Genomic DNA, 19,608 nt, shown 5'->3' on the forward strand with positions numbered 1-19,608 from the left:
ATATTTGTGTCAGCCAATCTCTGATTCAGCCGACACGAGAAGCGCGAATTATAGGGGATGTACACAGGTTAAGCAATAGGTATTTGAAAGGAAGCGAGAGTCTAGAATAGAGAGGCGAGAATCGAGAGAGTTTCCTATCAACACTTTCTAAACTAAGGCTCATCTATCTACCACCAAGTACGCACCTCTCGAAGGGCGAAGCCCGATCTCGACTCTCAAGCGAAGCGCTCCCGAAGGACGAAGTCCGTTCCGTTATTGCCCTTTTCTGTTACACTTAGCCTATCTAAACCTACCTATTTGAATTAACAGGATTCCTTATGAAAATCGGCATCATCGGTGCAATGGAGCAAGAAGTCTCTATTCTTAAGCAAGCTATTGAAAACTGCCAAGAAGTCTCTAAAGCGGGTTGTACTTTCTACGCGGGTCAGCTTAATGGTGTAGAGGTTGTACTCCTTCAATCAGGTATCGGTAAAGTTGCTGCTGCGGTAGGTACGACGATTCTACTTGACGAATACAAGCCTGATGTCGTGATTAACACAGGTTCTGCAGGTGGCTTTGACTCTAGCCTAAACCTTGGCGACGTTGTTATTTCAACTGAAGTTCGTCACCACGATGCAGACGTCACAGCATTTGGTTATGAAATGGGACAGATGGCACAGCAACCAGCGGCTTTCATGGCAGATGAAAAACTGATGGATGTGGCTGAAAAAGCACTGGCGCAAATGGAAGACAAACACGCGGTACGAGGACTAATCTGTACTGGTGATGCATTTGTAGCAAGCGCGGAGCGCCAAGCCTTCATTCGCAAACACTTCCCTTCGGTTATCGCCGTTGAAATGGAAGCTTCAGCTATCGCTCAAACCTGTCACCAATTCAAGGTCCCATTCGTTGTCGTACGTGCTATCTCTGACGTAGCCGACAAAGAAGCAGGCATGAGCTTTGATGAGTTCCTACCGCTAGCTGCTAAGAGTTCATCTGAGATGGTGGTAAAAATGGTTGACCTGCTGAAGTAAGCTGAAGCGATATCATGGAAGATATTTTCAATCAATTTTACTCGAATGGCGCGCTCCTCGTATTGTGGGGCGCATTGTTATTTCATCTAATCCTACCTTTCCCACGTGAGGCACATCCCGCCATCTTGTGGCATAAGTTTGCTGAGCAGTTAGCGGACAAGGTCAACGTTAATTCCAATTATTCGCAAAGCATTATCTCTGGCACTCTAGCTTGGTTATTAATGCTATTTCCAATGCTCGCTGTCTTGATTGCACTAAAACCGCTGGTTTGGCAGCCAGAACTGTTCGAATTGGCCTTTTTACTGCTCGCGATTGATTGGCGTAATACCGACAAATTTACCGCCCAATTTGTCGCTGCGATGGCTCGCGAAGATAAAGAGCATGCCAAAATGCTCATAAAGCCACTCATCAATCGCTCGACCGCGCCTTTATCAATATTAGGGCTAGGTAAAGCGGGCGCAGAAACTCTGATCATGTCTTACGGCCGCAATGTCGTCGGCGTGCTGTTTTGGTATGCCATTGGCGGTGGTATCGGAGCTTTCATGTATCGCATGAGTGTAGAGTTGGCTCGGGCATGGTCACCAAGCAGACAACGCTTTTCACCATTTGGTATTCCCGCAATTCGTGCGGTGGCAGTATTAGACTTTATCCCACTTAGGCTGTTTGCCATCATGATCACCTTAGGTCATAGGGCGCAAGCAACCGCTCAACTAATTCAAGAACAAGCCAAGTCGTGGCCTCTTCCTGGACCTGCCTGGCTATTGGTTTCCGTCGGTGCCAAGCTTGAACTTTCACTCGGCGGTCCGGCGATTTATGACGGTCACAAAGCGGTACGTGCTAAACTTGGTGGTCGCATTGCACCATCAGCCATTCATATTGCTCAGGTACAAAAAACTCTGGCGTGGCGAATGTTCGCTTGGATTATTATCCAAAGCCTTATCATGGGCTTAATCTATCAAGGAATCTAAATGCGTCTCACCTTATTGCTCCTGACGGCTTTTGTTTCTCACTTTGCAGTATCAGCTCCTGCAGAGCGCGTTATCAGCTTGGCACCACACGCAACAGAACTTGCGTTTGCCGCAGGGCTTGGAGACAAACTCGTCGCCGTCAGTGAACGAAGTGATTACCCGGAACAAGCGCAAAAAATAGAAAAAGTCGCGAACTATCAAGGGATCAAGATCGAACGTATCATCGCCCTACAACCGGATCTCATTATCGCGTGGCCTTCTGGTAACCCAAATGGAGAGCTCGACAAGCTTAAGCAATTTGGCCTCAACATTTACTACTCTCAAACCCACTCACTAGAAGATATTGCCGCTAACATTGAGCAGCTAAGCAAATATGCAGAAGATCCGAATGTCGGAAGAAAGAACGCTCAGGAGTTTAGAAATCAGCTAGCCGAACTCAAAAATCGTTACGATACAGAGTCTAAAGTTCGTTACTTCTACCAACTGAGTGAGCAGCCTATTATCACTTTAGCGCAAGGCAAATGGCCTAGTGAAGTGTTTTCATTCTGTGGCGGTGAAAATATCTTTGAGAGCAGTGCTGCGCCTTACCCTCAAGTAGGAAAAGAGCAAGTCATCTTACAAAACCCGGAGGTGATGTTTACTTCTCAGCATGCCATCGCCAATGGCAATATTTGGGCGCAGTGGAGTGAGCAACTTTCGGCGGTAAAGAACAACTATATCTGGTCTTTAAATTCAGACTGGATAAATCGCCCAACGCCAAGAACGCTCAAAGCTATCGAGCAAGTTTGTGAGCATTTCGAAACAGTAAGGCGAAATCGCTAACGGTTAAACGATGAGATCTCGTACAATCTCTCTTCGTTTTCTGTTCCCTTTTTTAAGTAAGAGATTTTAGTGTCATGGATTCCATGCTGCTTTATGTCGTCGACTTGTTCGGTACGGCTATTTTTGCAATTTCAGGTGTTCTATTAGCGGGTCGATTAAAAATGGACCCTTTTGGTGTTGCTGTACTTGGTAGTGTCACCGCTATAGGCGGAGGCACCATCCGTGATATGGCCTTGGGCGCGACGCCGGTTTTCTGGATCACCGATACCAACTATTTATGGACCATCCTGATTACTTGCTTACTCACCATGCTTATCGTCAGAAGACCTAAACGTCTCGCATGGTGGATATTACCTGTCTGTGATGCAATAGGTCTCGCGGTGTTTGTCGGCATTGGTGTTGAAAAGACCATGGCTTATCAAGACTCAGCCCTTGTAGCGATCATTATGGGTGTAATAACAGGCTGCGGTGGCGGTATTATCCGTGACGTACTTGCCCGTGAAGTACCAATGGTTCTTAGAAGTGAAGTGTACGCGACCGCATGTATCATTGGTGGCGCATTCCACACCACCGCTTTAGCCATGGGTCACAGTAGCGATAGCGCATTTCTCGCAGGTGTAGCCTCGACTCTACTCATTAGACTTGGCGCCATTCGCTGGCACTTGTCACTGCCGACGTTTGCTTTGAATCGATAGCGAGAAGCGAGAAGCGAGAAAAGATCGAGGATTGGCACTAAGTGTCAATCCTTTTTATTTAGGAACGCTTCGCTATGGATTCGGGATGTGGGAACGAAAAACTCTCGAAGGACGAAGTCCGTTCCCGATTCTCGCGGGCGCAGCCCGATCTCAAAACGAAGCGTTCAAAAAAAGAAAGGCCGCCTAAGCGACCTTTCTAATCTTCCATTGTTTAGGATTACTTCTGCACTCGACGCAGTACTTGTTTTAGCAAGTCAAAGTCGTTCGCTAGGTCTTCAGATAGAAGCTCCATTGCTGCATGCTTAGCAAGTGGTCCTGGTAATTCGATATCTGAACCTAGAATATCATCGACTACTTCTTTGAACTTAGCTGGGTGAGCGGTACATAGGAAAAGACCCGTCTCACCTTCTTGAAGCTGCTCGTCTAGAACGCGGTAAGCGATCGCGCCGTGTGGCTCACACAGATAGCCTTGCTCATGCAGCTCTTTGACTGATTCAGCACTTTGCGCATCAGTAACAGCACCCTTACCAAGCGTCTCTAAGCCCCACTCTTTTACGCGGCATAGCTCTTCAATACGCGGCCAGTTGTTTGGTTGACTAACATCCATCGCATTCGATGTTGTCGCCACTGTTGGCTTAGGATCCCACTTACCAGTTTCTAGGTAGCGTGGCACAGTGTCATTGGCATTAGTCGCCGCAATGAAACGTTTGATTGGCAAACCCAGTGCTTTAGCCAATAGACCCGCAGTTAAGTTACCGAAGTTGCCACTTGGTACAGAAACAACAAGATTCTCACGCTGCTCTTTGCTTAGCTGTGAAGCCGCTTCAAAGTAGTAACAGATTTGCGCCATTAGACGTGAGATGTTGATCGAGTTCGCTGAGTTAAGGCCAATCTCTTCACGCAGTGCCGCATCATCAAATGCTTGCTTAACCAAAGCCTGACAAGCGTCAAAGTCACCATCAATGGCTACTGTGTGAATGTTCTTACCAAGCGTACAGAACAGCTTTTCTTGTAGCGGGCTGATCTTACCTTTTGGATATAGGATAACGACATTGATGTCTTCCATTCCATAGAAGGCATGAGCCACTGCTGCACCCGTATCACCCGAAGTTGCGGTTAGGATGGTGATTTTACCGCCATCAGAAACAGCCGCGAGTGACTGCGCCATAAAACGACCACCAAAGTCTTTAAACGCTAATGTCGGACCATGGAATAACTCTAGCGCGTATACGCCCTCTTTAACTTTGTTAATTGGAGCTGGGAATTGGAAAGCAGCATCCACTAGCGAGTTCACTTTCTCTTCCGCAAGTTCATCACCGATTAACGCAGAAAGAATCTTTGTACTACGTGAAACAAAATCTTCTGCTAACAGGGCATCGATATCATCGAACTTAGGCAACTCTTGTGGAAAAAAAAGGCCTTGGTTACGACCTAACCCTTGGCGAACGGCTTGGCCAAAGGATACTTGTTCATCATTTTCTTTTATGTTGTACAGCTTCATAGCTCACTTCCTGTTACGTTCGAACCTTGTTTGTTGAGGCGACAAACATGGACGAATCCCTCTTCATTTTGTACGTAGTTCTGTTCAAGCCAGCGAGCAACTCGCTCAGCGACATCTTTATCTTTACAAATACTAAATAGTGTTGGGCCACTACCAGAAATACCAGTAGCCAAAGCCCCGGCTGTAGCTGCATATTTACGTGCATCAGCAAAGCCTGGTAGCAGTTTCTCACGATACGGTTCAGCGATCACGTCTTTGATCATCTTCGCTGCCAATTCAGGTTGATTTGAATGACAAGCATGGATAAAGCCAGCAAGGTGACGACCGTGAGCAATGATGTCTTGACGGCGATATTGAGAAGGCAAGATCTCACGCGCTTCAGCGGTTGAAACCTTGATCCCTGGATACGCCATTACCCAGTACCAATCGTCAAAGCATGGCACTTCTTGGCTAATAATCCCAAGCTCTTCTAGCATAAGCTGAACGCCACCTAAGTAACATGGCGCAACGTTATCATAGTGGATGCCACCAGAAATTTGGCCTTCCATTTCACCCATGAGTGCGAGCAGTTCAGTCTCATTTAACGGCTCACCATGAAAACGGTTTAGTGCATCAAGCGCGGCAACAATCGAACAGGCACTAGAACCTAATCCAGAGCCGATTGGCATGTTCTTTTCTAACGTCATTTCCAACGCCAGCAGGGCTTCACCTTTTTTGTCTAGCTCTCTGGCAAATACTCGCCAGCAGTCATAAACGATATTTTCTTTTGGATCAGCAGGCAGCTTAGAAACAAAGTTACCTGCTGTTTTCAAACTGAATGGTTCGCTACCTGATTTCACTAAAACTCGATCACCGAGCAGAGTGCCATCAATTGGGGACACAGCCGCCCCCAACACGTCGAAACCGACACTAACATTACCAATTGATGCTGGAGCGTAAACTGCTACATCCATACCACGGCTCATATTCTAAACTCCTAGCTTCCAACCTAATGTACGCATCACGTCTGAGAAAACGCCTGCCGCTGTTACTTCAGTACCCGCACCGTAACCGCGTAATACAAGCGGAATTGGTTGGTAGTAGCGGCTGTAGAATGCCAGTGCGTTCTCACCATCTTTAATCTTAAACATTGGATCATTTTCATCTACTGCGGCAATGCTAACGCGGCACTGGCCATCTGCAATTTCACCCACATAACGCAGTACTTTGCCCTCTTCAGCGGCTTGAGCAGATTGCTCCTTAAAGTAAGCGTCCGCTTCTGGAAGGCGAGCCATAAACTCTTCTACGCTGCCTGAATCATCAAAGCCAGGTGGCAATGCTTGATCGACGATCACATCTTCAAGCTCAAGGTTCATACCCGCTTCACGAGCAAGAATAAGTAGCTTACGCGCTACATCCATACCTGAAAGGTCATCACGTGGGTCAGGCTCTGTAAAGCCATTGTCTTTGGCAATGTTGGTCGCTTGGCTTAGCGTCATACCTTCATCAAGCTTGCCGAAGATGTAAGAGAGTGAACCAGATAAAATGCCACTAAAGCGTTCAAGTTCATCACCTGCAGAAATAAGGTTCTGTAGGTTTTCGATAACTGGTAGACCAGCACCTACCGTTGTTTCGTACATCAATTTGCGGCGAGAGCTACGCGCAACATCGCGCAATTGGTGGTAGTAAGCCATGCTCGACGTATTGGCTTTCTTGTTTGGTGTGACAACGTGGAAGCCTGCTGCCAAGAAATCTGCGTACTGATTGGCGATAGATTCACTTGAAGTACAATCCACCAGCACAGGGTTGATGATGTGGTTACGTTGAACAAGAGAGATCAAGCGAGCCAAAGTAAACTCTTCGGAAGCATCTTTCATGCGATCGCGCCAATGATCGAGCGGTAGCCCTTCACTATCTAGTAGTAGCCCCTTGCTGTTTGCTAGGCCACATACTCGAAGGATAATGCCTTTTTCTGCTAATTTAGCTTGCTGACGTTGAATCTGATCCAACAGCTCACCGCCGACACCACCGACACCAACAACAAACACATCGAGGAAGTGTTTCGAGTTAAATAGATTCTCATGACACGCCTTGATCGCTTCAGAGATCTTATCTTCCGGAATCACCGCTGAGATCGCACGCTCCGAAGAACCTTGTGCAATAGCGACAATGTTGACGTTCACTTCTGCTAGAGAAGAGAAGAATTGCGAAGCCACACCACGTGATGTGCGCATGCCGTCACCCACTAGCGTTACGATAGCCACGTCACTGATAAATTCGACAGGCTCTAGTAGACCATCTTTAAGCTCAAGTTCGAAAGTCTCGCTCAGTGCTTGCTCAGCAATTTCTTTGTCTTGTGCTTCAATACAAAAACTGATGCTGTATTCAGAAGAAGACTGAGTAATCAGCACAATAGAGACACCTGCCGAAGACATTGCACCGAACACTCGGCTCGCCATGCCAACCATGCCTTTCATACCTGGGCCAGACACGTTAACCATCGTTAGGTCGCTAAGCGTCGTGATCCCTTTAATCGCTAGATTGTCTTCACCTGTATCTTGACCGATTAAAGTACCCGCGCCTTGTGGGTTAAAGCTGTTTTTAATCAAACAAGGAATGTGGAACTGAGCGATAGGCGCAATGGTTTTAGGGTGCAGAACGGAAGCACCAAAGTAAGAGAGCTCCATTGCCTCTTGGTAACTGAGCGATTTAAGTAGACGCGCATCATCGACTAGGCGAGGGTCACAGTTGTAGACGCCATCTACGTCAGTCCAAATCTCACAGCAATCGGCGCGCAGACATGCAGCCAATACTGCCGCTGAGTAATCTGAGCCGTTTCGACCTAGCGTGACTAATTCGCCATCTTCATTACCCGCAGTAAAACCAGGCATGATGTTAACGTGACCTTGAGGAAGAGGGTTTTGACGGAAGTTTTGCGTTGAAACTTCAACATCAACCATCGCTTCTAAATGCTCACCGCGAGCAAATAGGTACTGAACAGGATCAATCAGGCTTGCCGCTTGCCCTTTCGCTTCTAATACCGCCTTCATTAGTTGGATAGAAACGCGCTCACCTTTACTGATAATGCGAGCATTAACGTTGTCTGGGCACATGCCTAAAAGGTTGATGCCATGAACGAACTGACGTAACTGAGTTAGAGAAGTTTTAACTTGGTTGTCGTAACCACTGCCATCAATGTTTGGCAGCACTTGTTTGATATCTTGGAAAAGGTCGCGGAAAGAATCTTCGAGCTCAGCAATTTGTAGCTCAGCCTCACCATTTTTTAACGCGCCTTCAATCACAGAAACTAACTTATTGGTGGTTTTACCCGGTGCTGAAAGCACAACCGCCACTTCTTCTTGCTGGGCATTATTAGCAATGATATCTGCCGCTCTTAAAAAACGATCAGCATCCGCTAATGATGAACCTCCAAACTTTAAAACTCGCATCCCTTCCTCCAAATAGGTCATAAATTGGCATAAAAAAAGGCCTGTATCTGGTGGGATACAGGCCTTTTTCTAAAATTTCTTTCGCTTAGCAGCCTGCCCCAACAATAGCGATGTCGGTAATAATAATGGTTGTGGTCATTACTAGGCGTTGGTGCTGCATATTCTTAATTATCTTTACGATGTGTGTTTGCTTACCTATACGTTTACCTTATTTTTCCTGCTCCCGTCAACGAAAAGTTACTATTTTTTGTTCACACTCAGGCTCACTCGCATTCACAACATCTCATCATGTTAATCATCGATTGCAACAATCAATGAAACCATTAGCACATATCATAATAACTAATTGCTATATAAAACTTGCAACTAGTTCGTTCGTTTTATGCTTTAATTAGTTTTGCAGTGGAAAGCAGACAATAACAAAGGAGTGGCATATGAAAATAATACTAAGCCTATCAGCGCTACTATGTGCCTGCCCGTTGTTTGCAACCGAACTGCCTCCCTTACCTTCTCAGCAATCCACTTCGCCACATAAGATCTTTTTATCGACTGAAAACGATCAGTATGATTTTGATTCTTGGAAAATTGATGGTGGCTACTCTTACAATCTCTTCGACAAAGTCGATCTTTATGTCGGGGCGCGACTTAACAACAGCGATAAAATTAACGAGACTGGTTTTTTAAGTGGTGTGAGTTATCAATTGACACCAAGAGTCTCGGTACAAAGTACCTTGCACTCTTACAGCGATGAGACCTTATCAGAAGGAAAAGAATCCAGTATTGCGGCCGAGGTATCAAGCCGAATGAAACTCACAGACAATTTAGATGTGCATGCCACTCTCGACTACCAAGAGTGGCAAAAAGGGGTTGAAGTAGGGCTAGGTTTTAGGTTCTAGCTCCAATCTAGCAGTTCGGTGGACATCAAGACGCCATTCCAATCCGCATAAATATAATCGCCCGGTTGAATCATCTGGTTATGTATTGTCAGTGTGACATTCACTTCCCCAGCACCACGTTTCTCTGTCTTAAATGGACAAGTCCCCAAGGCTTTAATACCCAACTCCATTTCGGCCATCATGCCGACATCTCGAACGGCACCATTGACGATCACACCTTCCCAGTTATTATCGATAGCCAAGATCGCCAGTTGATCGCCTAACAAGGCTTTCTGGCAAGAGCCATGTCCATCGACAACCAGTACTTTTCCCGTACCATCTTGGCTCAGCATTTCTCTAACTTTTGAATTATCGTGATAGCAGCGCACCGTGACAATTTCACCGTAAAAGGCAAACTTTTGACCAAAGCTGTGTAGAGGTAACTCTAGCAGAGTGACCTTATCTTCATGCTTATCACAAATATCAGGGGTTATATCTTTCATTTTTCCTCCATGAACTTCCAAAATTAAAAATCGAATCCTATCGACAGCGGCTGCGCCAATTGCCTAGCGCGACCTTGCTTTGTTCTTCTAAGCAGGAAAGGAGAAATAGCCTCTCTCCTTCGACATAATAGATGGCGTTTTGTTGGTATTTTCGCCCTAACTCTAACGCCTCGTGTTGGCTAATTTGAACAGCAAAACTCTCTTCAAACCAAGTAAAATCCTTATTGCCCACTTGGACACCACACCAACAAGTATGGCTCACTTCTTGAGCTAAGTGTTGATTATTTCTGTCATTATCACTTTTTGACAGCCAAATACTTTTCGGGTTCCAAGCTGTAATAATAGCAAACTGGCTGCACATTAGTTGTCGCTCAAAACGAAAGTAAGGATCGCAGTAGGCTTGCCAGAGGTCAGAATCAATTGCCATAAAACCACAAGTTATACATTTAATAGATACTATTAATATTTGTTACATTCTAACTCTTGATATAAATCAACAAAGTGATTGGAATTAACATTTCTACGTTGTTAGCATGCTGTTAACATTATAGAATCCGCCTCAAAGACTAGTAGAATGTAGAGGATTAGGGACCTCTTCAGCGTAGAAAAGCAGCACCAAGGATGGCGGGCGATCAAAGAGAGTGTATTTTTACAGTCTTTGGTTTATTATCAACATCACATTACCTGTATGTTATGTTTTTGCCTAGAATTTATTCTATTAGCACAAATTTTTCACAAGTTTAGGTACCGCCAATGCAAACCCCGCACATTCTTATTGTTGAAGATGAGCAAGTAACTCGTAACACTCTAAAGAGTATTTTTGAAGCAGAGGGATACGCTGTTTTTGAGGCCAGTGACGGTGAAGAGATGCACCAGGTGCTGTCTGATAACCAAGTGAACTTGGTCATTATGGACATCAACCTACCAGGCAAGAATGGTCTACTGCTCGCTCGCGAACTGCGTGAGCAAGCTAACGTTGCACTAATGTTCTTAACAGGCCGTGACAATGAAGTTGATAAGATTCTTGGTCTAGAAATTGGTGCTGACGATTACATCACCAAACCGTTTAACCCACGTGAACTGACTATCCGTGCTCGCAACCTACTGAATCGCTCGATGAATTCAAGCGCAGTTAGCGAAGAAAAGCGCAGCGTAGAGAAATACGAGTTCAATGGTTGGGTACTTGATATCAACAGTCGCTCACTGGTTAGCCCAAGCGGCGATGGCTACAAGCTACCGCGTTCTGAGTTCCGTGCTCTACTTCACTTCTGTGAAAACCCAGGCAAAATTCAGACACGTGCAGACCTGCTGAAGAAAATGACAGGTCGCGAACTTAAGCCACACGACCGTACTGTTGACGTAACGATTCGTCGTATTCGTAAGCACTTTGAATCAGTTTCTGGTACACCAGAAATCATTGCAACGATTCACGGTGAAGGCTACCGCTTCTGTGGTGATCTAGAAGAGTAATCGACTCTTTATCAAAAAAATGGAGCCAATCGGCTCCATTTTTGTATGTATTGGATATAAAAATGCTCGCTATTTAGCGAGCATTTTTCATTCGTTGTTAGGGTCTATTGACCTTCGGTTAGCCGCGGCCACCTTTGATAGCATCGATGATCTCAGTCGTTGAACAACCATCTTCAAAGTTAAGCACTTTAACTTCACCACCATTAGCGATCACTTCTTTACCACCCGCAATCTCTTCAGGTTTGTAGTCTCCGCCTTTTACTAGCAAGTCAGGTAGAACTTCAGAGATCAAGCGCTGCGGTGTATCTTCACCGAAAGGCACCACCCAATCAACCGCACCAAGACCAGCTAATACTGCCATACGACGATCAGTAGGGTTCACCGGGCGGCCTGGGCCTTTAAGGCGTTTCACTGATTCATCAGTATTAACAGCAACAATCAAGCGGTCGCCTAGCTCAGCAGCGTGGTTTAGGTAAGAAACATGGCCTGCGTGAAGAATATCAAAACAGCCATTGGTCATGACAACCTTCTCGCCTTTCGACTGTGCTTTCTTAACCGCTTCAATCAGCGCCTGCTCCCCAATCACACCAAAGTCAGTATCTTGGCTACCATGTACCGCTTCAGCAAGTTCAATGGTTGAAACGGTTGATGTACCTAGCTTACCAACAACAACACCAGCGGCAGCATTGGCAAGTGCACAAGCTTGATCCAACGGTTTACCCGCTGCGACAGAGGCAGCCAGTACCGAAATAACCGTATCACCCGCACCCGTTACGTCGTAGACTTCTTTCGCTTGAGTTGGAAGGTGGAAAGGTTCTTGACCACGGCGTAGTAGTGTCATGCCATGTTCACTACGAGTCACCAGTAGTGCTTCGAAGTCAAATTCTTCAATCAGTGCTAAGCCTTTCTCGACTAGCTCTTCATCTGTTTTTACTTTACCAACCACATGCTCAAATTCCGCCATGTTTGGTGTCAGTAGCGTCGCACCACGGTAACGTTCAAAGTCTGCACCTTTCGGGTCGATGAATACCGGCACTTTAGCGGCGCGTGCTTTTTGGATGAACTGCTGAACATGCTCTAGTGCACCTTTAGCGTAATCAGATAGCACCACTGACTTCACTTTTGGTAGCGCTTGTTCCATACGATCGAGAATCAGCTCAGCATCAACGTTTTCAAATTTGTCTTCAAAGTCTAAACGAATCAGTTGCTGACCACGGCTTAATACACGTAGCTTAGTAATCGTTGGGTAGTTTGGCAGTCCAACAAAGTCACATTTCACTTTTAGAGCAGAAAGCGTCTCGTTAAGTACTTTGGCAGGTTCATCAATCCCTGTTAAACCAACAATATGAGCATGACCACCAAGAGAGGCGATATTCATCGCAACGTTGGCAGCACCACCAGGACGCTCTTCATTGTTTTCTACTTTTACTACAGGTACTGGTGCTTCTGGTGAAATACGCCCCGTCGGCCCATACCAATAGCGATCTAACATCACGTCGCCGATAATAAGCACGCCAGAATCGCTGTAGTTCGGTAGGATTGGCTTCATTGTGGTTCTCCAAATTCTAATTCGGGCAAGAGTTTAACATAAAGGATCGACGTTATTCTAACCACTCGTGCCATAGCTTAGTCACAAGCTCACGCTCTTTGAGTAATTTTTCATCTGCCACATCGGCATCAAGGCTTAATAAGTTGCGATGGTGGATCTGATCTCGCATTGTCGTGTAGGCATGAGTGAGCGCCATCGCAGCTCCTTCATCCATAATGCCTTGTGCCATCATGCTTTCAAATATACGTACATTGTCACTCCAACGAGTAAGCTTAGGCTTTTGATGACTGTAGCGTAAGACAAGGTATTGAGCTAAAAATTCAACGTCGGTGATACCACCCGGATCTTGTTTAAGCATAAAGCGCCCTGCTTTCTTGCCGCCCAAGTGATCTCGCATTTTGACTCGCATTTCAGAGACATCTTTAACCAGTTTAGCTTCGTCACGCTCTAGACAGAGAATATCGTGGCGTGTTTGTGCAAAAGCTTGCTGCAGGGGAGCATCTCCGTAAATCATCCGCGCCCGAACAAGTGCCTGATGCTCCCAAGTCCAAGCCTCATCACGCTGATACTCATCAAACGCGTCAGTAGGGCTTACCAATAAGCCAGAAGCGCCAGAAGGGCGTAAGCGAGTGTCGACTTCATACAGTATCCCTGATGCGGTTCGCGTAGAGAAGATATGAATCACGCGTTGCGCTAAGCGTAAGTAGAACTGGCGGCCATCAATCTCTTTTTTACCATCGGTATAAACGTGGACCGGACAGTCATGCATAAAGACGATATCTAAGTCTGAGTTATAGCCGAGCTCCCAGCCTCCCACTTTACCGTAGCCCACTACTGCAAAGCCTTTGCCATCGCGCTCTTTAATATGAGTCGGCTCACCATATTTCTCTGTCATCTGCAGCCAAGCTTGGCTCACTACCGACTCAACGATCGCTTCTGCGAGATAAGTTAAGTGATCACTCACTTTCATTACAGGTAAAACACCCGCAATATCTGCGGCAGCAATTCTTAAGATACAGATCTGCTTAAACTGGCGTAGCGCCTCCATCTGCTGCTCCATATCATCTTCTGGGATGCGAGCAAGGAAGTCACGCAGTTCCGTGCGATAACTTTCAAGTGGAACTGGGTTATATAGCTGCTGCGGGTCAATAAGCTCATCAAGCAAGATTGGATAACGACCCAGTTGCTCAGAAATCATCGGGCTTGCGGTACACAAACGAACTAGCTGGACTAGAGCCGCTTGGTGCTCATCAAGTAGCTCCAAATAGGTGGTTCGAGTGACAATCTTATGCAGTAAATGCAACACGCGCGGCAGGCCAAACTTAGCATCTTGATGGCTATAGATGGCCGAGAAGATCTTCGGCATCAGCTTGTTAAGCACTTCACGGCCACGGGGGCCAAGGGTTTTCTTAGCCAAATCTTGCTTAAATTGGATAATGGTTTGCGCCATTTGCTGTGGATCATCGGCTTGAATATCATGCTCTAAGATATGCTCTATCACATCTTGCTTAGCCGCCATATCCCACAGCTCGGTAAAGTGCTTGGCAATGTCCTGCTGCTCTTCCTCTTCTTCACCGATCAATGTGGCAAAAACGGCATGAACATTGGCCATATGCTGTTGCACTTCAGCAATAAGATCTTGCCACTGGCTATAGCCCATCGCCACCGCTAGCTGAAGCTGTTCGGTATCCGATTCTGGCAAGGTCTGTGTTTGCTTATCTGCCATTGCCTGCAGTAAGTTTTCTAAGCGACGTAAAAACTTATACGCATTACGTAAGTGCTCTGTTTCTTCGGCATTAAGCTGTTCTAACTCTTCAATCGCATCAAGTGTATCTAACAAGCCACGTTGACGTAAGCTCGGTTCGCGGCCACCGCGGATAAGCTGGAACACTTGAGCAATAAATTCAATTTCACGTATACCACCCGCGCCAAGCTTAATATTGTTGCTTAGCCCACGGCGACGCACTTCGCTACTGATCATCGATTTCATACGGCGCAAAGATTGAATCGCACTAAAATCGATGTAGCGACGGAAGACGAAAGGGCGCAGCATTTGACGCAGCTCTTGGTATTCAGGGTACATCTCGCGTCCCATCACACGCGCTTTGATCATCGCATAACGTTCCCAATCGCGCCCTTGCTCTTGGTAGTAATCTTCTAGTGCCGCGTAACTCATCACCAGTGGCCCGCTATCTCCAAACGGGCGCAGGCGCATATCGACTCGGTAACAGAAACCATCGAAAGTCTGCTGATCGAGCGCTTTAATGATTCTCTGACCTAGTCGAGTAAAAAATTGAGCATTAGCGATACTGCGACGAGCACCTTGAGTTTCACCGTTTTCTGGATAGGTAAAGATCAGATCGATATCCGATGAGAAGTTGAGCTCACCACCACCGAGTTTACCCATACCAATAATTAGCATAGGTTGCGCTTCACCTTGCGCATTGGTCGGTGTACCCCACAACTCGCAACACACTTTGTACTGCCATTGGTAGGTTTCAAAAATCATCGCTTCCGCAAGCTGTGACAGATGCTCTAGACTCTGCTCTAATGACCATGACGCCGTAAAATCTCGCCAGGCAATGTAAGTCATCTCTCGGTTGCGAAACTGCCTTAACACACGATGACCCTGCATTTCATCACTACACGATTCAAGTAGCTGTGATAATCGTTGTCGGTACTGTTCGCAACGTGACTCTTCAGCCAACATGGCTGGAAGTGCTTGCACCAGTTCTTCATCGCTACTTAAAGTCTGGCTAATAAACTTACTCAAGCCAGTCACATAACCAAGCTGTTCTTTTAGATCCGTTGACCAGCTATTCAACGCTTGAGAGGTAGAGAGTGATTCCAGAGCAGAGTGAGAAATTGCAGTAAGACTTTCGGGCAGTTGCATGATTCTTCCTTGTAGAAAAATACCAATCGAGAGAAGAGTAACCCCTTATTTATACCAATAAAAAACGCCCACTAGTAGCCAGTGAGCGTTTATAAGGAGTAAGTTGAGAAGCTAGACTTTAAATGAAGTGATCTTCTTATCTAACTCTTCCGCGTTTTGCTGCATAATTTCCGACGTTTCAAGTAGCTCAGAAACCACTGTAACCGAGGCTTCAACTAACTCACGAACATTGGTTAGGTTTTGGTTCATTTCACCAGCCACACTACTTTGTTGGCCTGCTGCGGTTGCGATTTGGAAGTTCATATCATTGATCTGGTTTACTTGACCAACAATGCCATCCAGTTCGCTGCCTGCATTAGTAACAAGTTCTACCCCTTCTGCCGCTTCTACTACGCTTTTCTCCATCAACTCAACTGCTGAGTTTGCGCTCGACTGTAGCTGAGTGATCATCTCTTGAATTTCTACGGTTGCTTGCTGAGTTCGCTGTGCAAGGTTACGCACTTCATCAGCCACCACAGCAAAGCCGCGACCAGCTTCACCCGCTCGGGCAGCCTCAATAGCGGCATTCAAAGCCAATAGGTTAGTTTGCTCTGAAATACCTTGAATGGTGCCTACCACGCTACCGATAGAGTCAACGCTCTCTTCAACTTGGTTCACCGCTTGAGCAGAAGCGGAAATATCTTGTGACAGCTCACTAATCTTAACCACTGTATCTTGAACAAAACGCTGACCGGTTGCTGCCTGCCCTGATGCACTTTCCGTCAATGTTGACGCGTTTTGTGCATGATCCGCGACGGTTTGCACTGTCGAGGTCATCTCACTCATCGCCGTTGCCAGTTGGTCGATCTCATTGAATTCTTCCTGTGCCGATTCTTTGGTTTCAGACATGCTAAGCGTCATCACCTCAGTCAGTCCCGCAAGCTCTTGAGAAGCATCCACCTGCAGTTTGATCATCTCTTGCAGCTGAACTCGCGTTTTTTCTAGCTCACGTGCGACATCACCGTACTCATCTTTGCATTCCATTTCGATTGGCACTGATAGGTCTTTCTCTGCCATGGTTTTAATCGAGTCGCTAAGGTATTGGGTCTGGCGCAGCATTACGCGTGCAGCAAATAACAGAAGGATAACGAAGACCACGATCATGATGACGGTTTGCCATACAACCTGGACTAAATAGGCTTCATAGTGCTGTTGTGCTACTTGCGCATTTTGTGTCGCTGCTAGCAATGCATCATAAAATGTACTCGCATCCCACAACTGCTTGCCGATGATCAATAACGTACTGAACACCATCAGCATTACCATTTTAGGAACAAGGCGAATATCCGTGATCACGCGTTCCCATGGCTTAAATGCCATCTTGGTCATTGTCCATTCTCCATTTCGTCAATTTTATCTTTGCAGCGCTTTGTACTAGAGTGAGCGTAACTGAGACCCAATCCTCTGGTTTCACTGCATTTTATTTATTTCGAGCCTCGTATGAATAGAGATAATATCAAAGACGATACAAAACCGATGAGCTTGCTATCACTAATCTTGTCTTTTATGGCGCTATTTGTGATCTCTGGCTTACTGTTTTTTCCATTGCGCGCTGAAACTCGACAAGTCCTTATCGGCCTCGACTTTATAATCTGTAGCATATTCCTACTGCAACTCGGTGTAGATTTGATCCGTTCTACAGATCGTGTGCAATTTATGAAACGCCACTGGATAGACTTTGTGGCAAGTATCCCGATGATTGAGCCTTTGCGCTATGCAAGGTTATTTTCAATTTTGCGAGTGATCTTAGTTATTCGCTCGAGCCGCAGCGTGATCAAGCAACTGCTCAAGAACAAGCATGAAACGACATTAGCGTCGATCTTATTGCTAATGGTGATCTTACTCACTGCGGGATCAAGCATGATGCTGTTTATTGAAGGCCACTCACCGGATGCCAATATTCGTGATGGTGGAGATGCGATGTGGTGGGCGCTAGTGACAATTTCAACGGTCGGTTATGGGGATCACTACCCCGTCACCAATGCAGGGCGAATTTTAGCGGCGGGGTTGATTATCTGTGGTGTAGGTTTGTTTGGTATGATTTCAGGCCTAGTTACCTCGATGATTACCTCCCCCTCTAAAGTACAGACCACTCGTTCGGAAAATAAAGAACGCTTGCTGCTTGAGTTAGTCGAAAAACAAAACCAAATACTTGAACGCTTAGATCGGCTGGAAAGAAATCAAGACAAACAAAAACGGGAACCCTGAGGTTCCCGTTATCAATTAATCTTGCCAGTATGGCTCGGCTTCGATACAGATGACTCGCGTCTGCTCCATCGCATGTAAAATTGAGCTTTCTTGCCTTGCTAACCAGCGCTCTAATTGCTCACGCTCTTCACCTTCAAGCTTCTCAACCAATTGTTCTAAGGTTTTTAGCTTAAGCAGATCATCAGTACCGTGCAGCAAATCACTCCACGGTAAGCGGAAACTATCGCGCTCATCAAAGTCAAACAGGCTCGCAAAACTCACCCCTGTATAAAGGTTACGCATCAAGCGGTATTGCTGCTCAATATAGTCGGCACTCGTTAAGCTTCTTTCTGGCGGAAACGCCTCCATCAACTCAGCCCAAGTACGATCCAATTGTTGAACGGAAAAGTGTTCAATATTAAGTGACATCTTCTCACGGGATTTTTCATCTAAGAAAGGCTGCCAACCGCGCGTCAGGATCCAACGACTCAGATCGAGCAACAGACCAGTGTAGCGCGCAGAATTAAGCAGCTCTAAAATCTGTTCGCGACTTGGTAGCTGCTCTTGCATAAGTTTGAGCTCACCAACAAGGAATTTGCGTGCATCTAATTTACGCAACGCATGGCCTTTATCATCTAGAAGGTCATCTAAATAGTCGTAGTCATGCAGCCATTCGAGATCTTGTTCTAACCATTTCAACTCCTGACGCAAGATAGCGCTGGCTCGACGAGGGACGACACCACCATAAACGGTCAAGATCTGACGAATAAAGCTGATCGAGTTTTTGATTTCATGAACCGCTTCAATAGAGTCACGCTCTGAAAAAATCTGCTCGTGGTAATGCCAATGAGATAGCGCATGCTCTAGAGAATTGATAAAGCAAGATTCAACCGTATCGCTTTTGTCAGTCTTAACCAAAGGCAGTGACTTAACTTCGTCACCTTGGTAATCCATCGCCAAACGGTAGCCCTTAGCCGCTTTACTTAAGTTGCCTAGGCGCATCCCACCTTGCTCAGAGAAACTTCTTGCCAATGTAAACAAGGCATCGGTTTGACCCGACTTCAACTCAAGCTCCACTTCACAAATAGGGTCTTCTTTACCATTTGCCTCCACTTTACCTTGGTCAAAGGCCACTTCAACTTGGCTGCCGTCAGGCATCCCAATCAACCATTGCTCACGGGTAAAGTTAGTGGCAAACAGTGGCTGTAGCTCAGCTTGTAACGTCGCTACATCTTTGCCTGCTGGCCAAATATCTAGAGGATGAAGGGTAAGCTCTGGGTCGTTGCTGTCGTGTTCAGCGTTGAATTCCGGTCTCTGATGTAGACCCGCCACCACGCGTCCGGCGGTTTTCACCGTTTGCACATAGACATCGTCAAAACGACGAATACGAAGGCCAATATCGTGCTGACGCAACCATTGGTCAGGCGTATCGAAATAGGTGTTACCTAACTCTCGACAACTGTGCTGAAGTACTTTGGTTTCTGATATTTTCTGACGCAAAGTCTCTGAAAATTCGGGAGAAACAAAAAACTTCAGTTCTATCTCGGTTTCCATAGCTATACCTTTCAAAGCAGATAGAGACAGGATATTGCCAATTTTCTTACTCGGCAAGAAAGAAATATCGCGCTAATGATGATCTAAAACAGTTTTAATGAGTGATTTAAT

16 protein-coding genes and 1 other annotated feature are annotated in these 19,608 nt (G+C 46.0%); of the genes, 7 read left to right on the top strand and 9 right to left on the bottom strand.

Features of this window, described 5'->3' with window-relative positions:
* Positions 1–317: 317 nt before the first annotated feature.
* The 4 genes from mtnN (at position 318) to AC5O63_RS14450 (ending at position 3,498) form a co-directional block, all read left to right on the top strand.
* Complete coding sequence (gene mtnN, locus AC5O63_RS14435; RefSeq protein ID WP_171323141.1) at positions 318–1,013, top strand: 5'-methylthioadenosine/S-adenosylhomocysteine nucleosidase; 696 nt, start codon at positions 318–320, stop codon at positions 1,011–1,013.
* Positions 1,014–1,027: 14 nt separating this feature from the next.
* Positions 1,028–1,981 (top strand): cobalamin biosynthesis family protein, encoded by a 954-nt coding sequence (locus AC5O63_RS14440; protein ID WP_494505425.1) that lies wholly within the window; start codon positions 1,028–1,030, stop codon positions 1,979–1,981.
* Positions 1,982–2,803, top strand: a complete 822-nt coding sequence (gene btuF / locus AC5O63_RS14445) for a vitamin B12 ABC transporter substrate-binding protein BtuF (RefSeq protein WP_494505426.1) — start codon at positions 1,982–1,984, stop codon at positions 2,801–2,803.
* Between the two features lie 74 nt (positions 2,804–2,877).
* On the top strand, positions 2,878–3,498 hold the full coding sequence (locus AC5O63_RS14450; RefSeq protein WP_239850900.1) for a TRIC cation channel family protein: 621 nt from the start codon (positions 2,878–2,880) through the stop codon (positions 3,496–3,498).
* A gap of 217 nt (positions 3,499–3,715) precedes the next feature.
* On the opposite strand, the gene thrC is transcribed toward AC5O63_RS14450, so the two are convergent.
* The 3 genes from thrC to thrA are packed head-to-tail and all read right to left on the bottom strand — an operon-like array spanning position 3,716 to position 8,427.
* The gene (gene thrC / locus AC5O63_RS14455; protein ID WP_486787313.1) at positions 3,716–4,999 is read right to left on the bottom strand and encodes a threonine synthase; all 1,284 of its coding nucleotides are present in this window, start codon (positions 4,997–4,999) and stop codon (positions 3,716–3,718) included.
* Positions 4,996–5,952: a homoserine kinase gene (thrB, locus tag AC5O63_RS14460; protein ID WP_004743205.1), complete on the bottom strand. Its 957-nt coding sequence runs from the start codon at positions 5,950–5,952 to the stop codon at positions 4,996–4,998. The genes thrC and thrB overlap by 4 nt, the downstream gene beginning before the upstream one ends.
* Positions 5,953–5,967: 15 nt before the next feature.
* The gene (gene thrA / locus AC5O63_RS14465) at positions 5,968–8,427 is read right to left on the bottom strand and encodes a bifunctional aspartate kinase/homoserine dehydrogenase I (RefSeq protein ID WP_494505427.1); all 2,460 of its coding nucleotides are present in this window, start codon (positions 8,425–8,427) and stop codon (positions 5,968–5,970) included.
* Positions 8,428–8,457: 30 nt separating this feature from the next.
* Positions 8,458–8,577: a sequence feature (Thr leader region), on the bottom strand.
* Between the two features lie 284 nt (positions 8,578–8,861).
* On the opposite strand from thrA, the gene AC5O63_RS14470 reads away from it, so the two are divergent.
* Entirely contained in the window at positions 8,862–9,323 is a 462-nt protein-coding gene (locus tag AC5O63_RS14470; protein ID WP_494505428.1) for a hypothetical protein, read from the top strand.
* Here AC5O63_RS14470 and AC5O63_RS14475 read toward each other — a convergent pair.
* Positions 9,320–9,805: a putative 4-hydroxy-4-methyl-2-oxoglutarate aldolase gene (locus AC5O63_RS14475; protein WP_004744732.1), complete on the bottom strand. Its 486-nt coding sequence runs from the start codon at positions 9,803–9,805 to the stop codon at positions 9,320–9,322. The genes AC5O63_RS14470 and AC5O63_RS14475 overlap by 4 nt on opposite strands.
* 37 nt (positions 9,806–9,842) lie before the next feature.
* Entirely contained in the window at positions 9,843–10,232 is a 390-nt protein-coding gene (locus tag AC5O63_RS14480; RefSeq protein ID WP_004744733.1) for a DUF3293 domain-containing protein, read from the bottom strand.
* 326 nt (positions 10,233–10,558) lie between these two features.
* Here AC5O63_RS14480 and arcA point away from each other — a divergent pair, with 326 nt between their 5' ends.
* Positions 10,559–11,275 (top strand): two-component system response regulator ArcA, encoded by a 717-nt coding sequence (gene arcA / locus AC5O63_RS14485; RefSeq protein WP_038202903.1) that lies wholly within the window; start codon positions 10,559–10,561, stop codon positions 11,273–11,275.
* A gap of 118 nt (positions 11,276–11,393) precedes the next feature.
* On the opposite strand, the gene hldE is transcribed toward arcA, so the two are convergent.
* The 3 genes from hldE to AC5O63_RS14500 all read right to left on the bottom strand — a co-directional run bounded on the left by hldE (position 11,394) and on the right by AC5O63_RS14500 (position 17,085).
* On the bottom strand, positions 11,394–12,824 hold the full coding sequence (gene hldE, locus AC5O63_RS14490; RefSeq protein ID WP_004744735.1) for a bifunctional D-glycero-beta-D-manno-heptose-7-phosphate kinase/D-glycero-beta-D-manno-heptose 1-phosphate adenylyltransferase HldE: 1,431 nt from the start codon (positions 12,822–12,824) through the stop codon (positions 11,394–11,396).
* Between the two features lie 52 nt (positions 12,825–12,876).
* Complete coding sequence (gene glnE / locus AC5O63_RS14495; RefSeq protein ID WP_494505429.1) at positions 12,877–15,717, bottom strand: bifunctional [glutamate--ammonia ligase]-adenylyl-L-tyrosine phosphorylase/[glutamate--ammonia-ligase] adenylyltransferase; 2,841 nt, start codon at positions 15,715–15,717, stop codon at positions 12,877–12,879.
* 111 nt (positions 15,718–15,828) lie between these two features.
* The gene (locus AC5O63_RS14500) at positions 15,829–17,085 is read right to left on the bottom strand and encodes a methyl-accepting chemotaxis protein (protein WP_494505430.1); all 1,257 of its coding nucleotides are present in this window, start codon (positions 17,083–17,085) and stop codon (positions 15,829–15,831) included.
* A gap of 111 nt (positions 17,086–17,196) precedes the next feature.
* Between AC5O63_RS14500 and AC5O63_RS14505 the strand changes: the two genes are divergently transcribed.
* Entirely contained in the window at positions 17,197–17,964 is a 768-nt protein-coding gene (locus AC5O63_RS14505) for a potassium channel family protein (RefSeq protein ID WP_494505431.1), read from the top strand.
* 15 nt (positions 17,965–17,979) lie between these two features.
* Here AC5O63_RS14505 and AC5O63_RS14510 read toward each other — a convergent pair whose 3' ends face one another.
* Complete coding sequence (locus AC5O63_RS14510; RefSeq protein ID WP_494505432.1) at positions 17,980–19,497, bottom strand: CYTH and CHAD domain-containing protein; 1,518 nt, start codon at positions 19,495–19,497, stop codon at positions 17,980–17,982.
* Positions 19,498–19,608: the final 111 nt, after the last annotated feature.

Source organism: Vibrio sp. SCP2, from assembly GCF_059295395.1.

Coding starts and splice junctions, on each gene's coding strand:
- mtnN (WP_171323141.1), top strand. CDS start 318: ATGAAAATCGGCATCATCGGTGCAATGGAGCAAGAAGTCTCTATTCTT.
- AC5O63_RS14440 (WP_494505425.1), top strand. CDS start 1,028: ATGGAAGATATTTTCAATCAATTTTACTCGAATGGCGCGCTCCTCGTA.
- btuF (WP_494505426.1), top strand. CDS start 1,982: ATGCGTCTCACCTTATTGCTCCTGACGGCTTTTGTTTCTCACTTTGCA.
- AC5O63_RS14450 (WP_239850900.1), top strand. CDS start 2,878: ATGGATTCCATGCTGCTTTATGTCGTCGACTTGTTCGGTACGGCTATT.
- thrC (WP_486787313.1), bottom strand. CDS start 4,999: ATGAAGCTGTACAACATAAAAGAAAATGATGAACAAGTATCCTTTGGC.
- thrB (WP_004743205.1), bottom strand. CDS start 5,952: ATGGATGTAGCAGTTTACGCTCCAGCATCAATTGGTAATGTTAGTGTC.
- thrA (WP_494505427.1), bottom strand. CDS start 8,427: ATGCGAGTTTTAAAGTTTGGAGGTTCATCATTAGCGGATGCTGATCGT.
- AC5O63_RS14470 (WP_494505428.1), top strand. CDS start 8,862: ATGAAAATAATACTAAGCCTATCAGCGCTACTATGTGCCTGCCCGTTG.
- AC5O63_RS14475 (WP_004744732.1), bottom strand. CDS start 9,805: ATGAAAGATATAACCCCTGATATTTGTGATAAGCATGAAGATAAGGTC.
- AC5O63_RS14480 (WP_004744733.1), bottom strand. CDS start 10,232: ATGGCAATTGATTCTGACCTCTGGCAAGCCTACTGCGATCCTTACTTT.
- arcA (WP_038202903.1), top strand. CDS start 10,559: ATGCAAACCCCGCACATTCTTATTGTTGAAGATGAGCAAGTAACTCGT.
- hldE (WP_004744735.1), bottom strand. CDS start 12,824: ATGAAGCCAATCCTACCGAACTACAGCGATTCTGGCGTGCTTATTATC.
- glnE (WP_494505429.1), bottom strand. CDS start 15,717: ATGCAACTGCCCGAAAGTCTTACTGCAATTTCTCACTCTGCTCTGGAA.
- AC5O63_RS14500 (WP_494505430.1), bottom strand. CDS start 17,085: ATGACCAAGATGGCATTTAAGCCATGGGAACGCGTGATCACGGATATT.
- AC5O63_RS14505 (WP_494505431.1), top strand. CDS start 17,197: ATGAATAGAGATAATATCAAAGACGATACAAAACCGATGAGCTTGCTA.
- AC5O63_RS14510 (WP_494505432.1), bottom strand. CDS start 19,497: ATGGAAACCGAGATAGAACTGAAGTTTTTTGTTTCTCCCGAATTTTCA.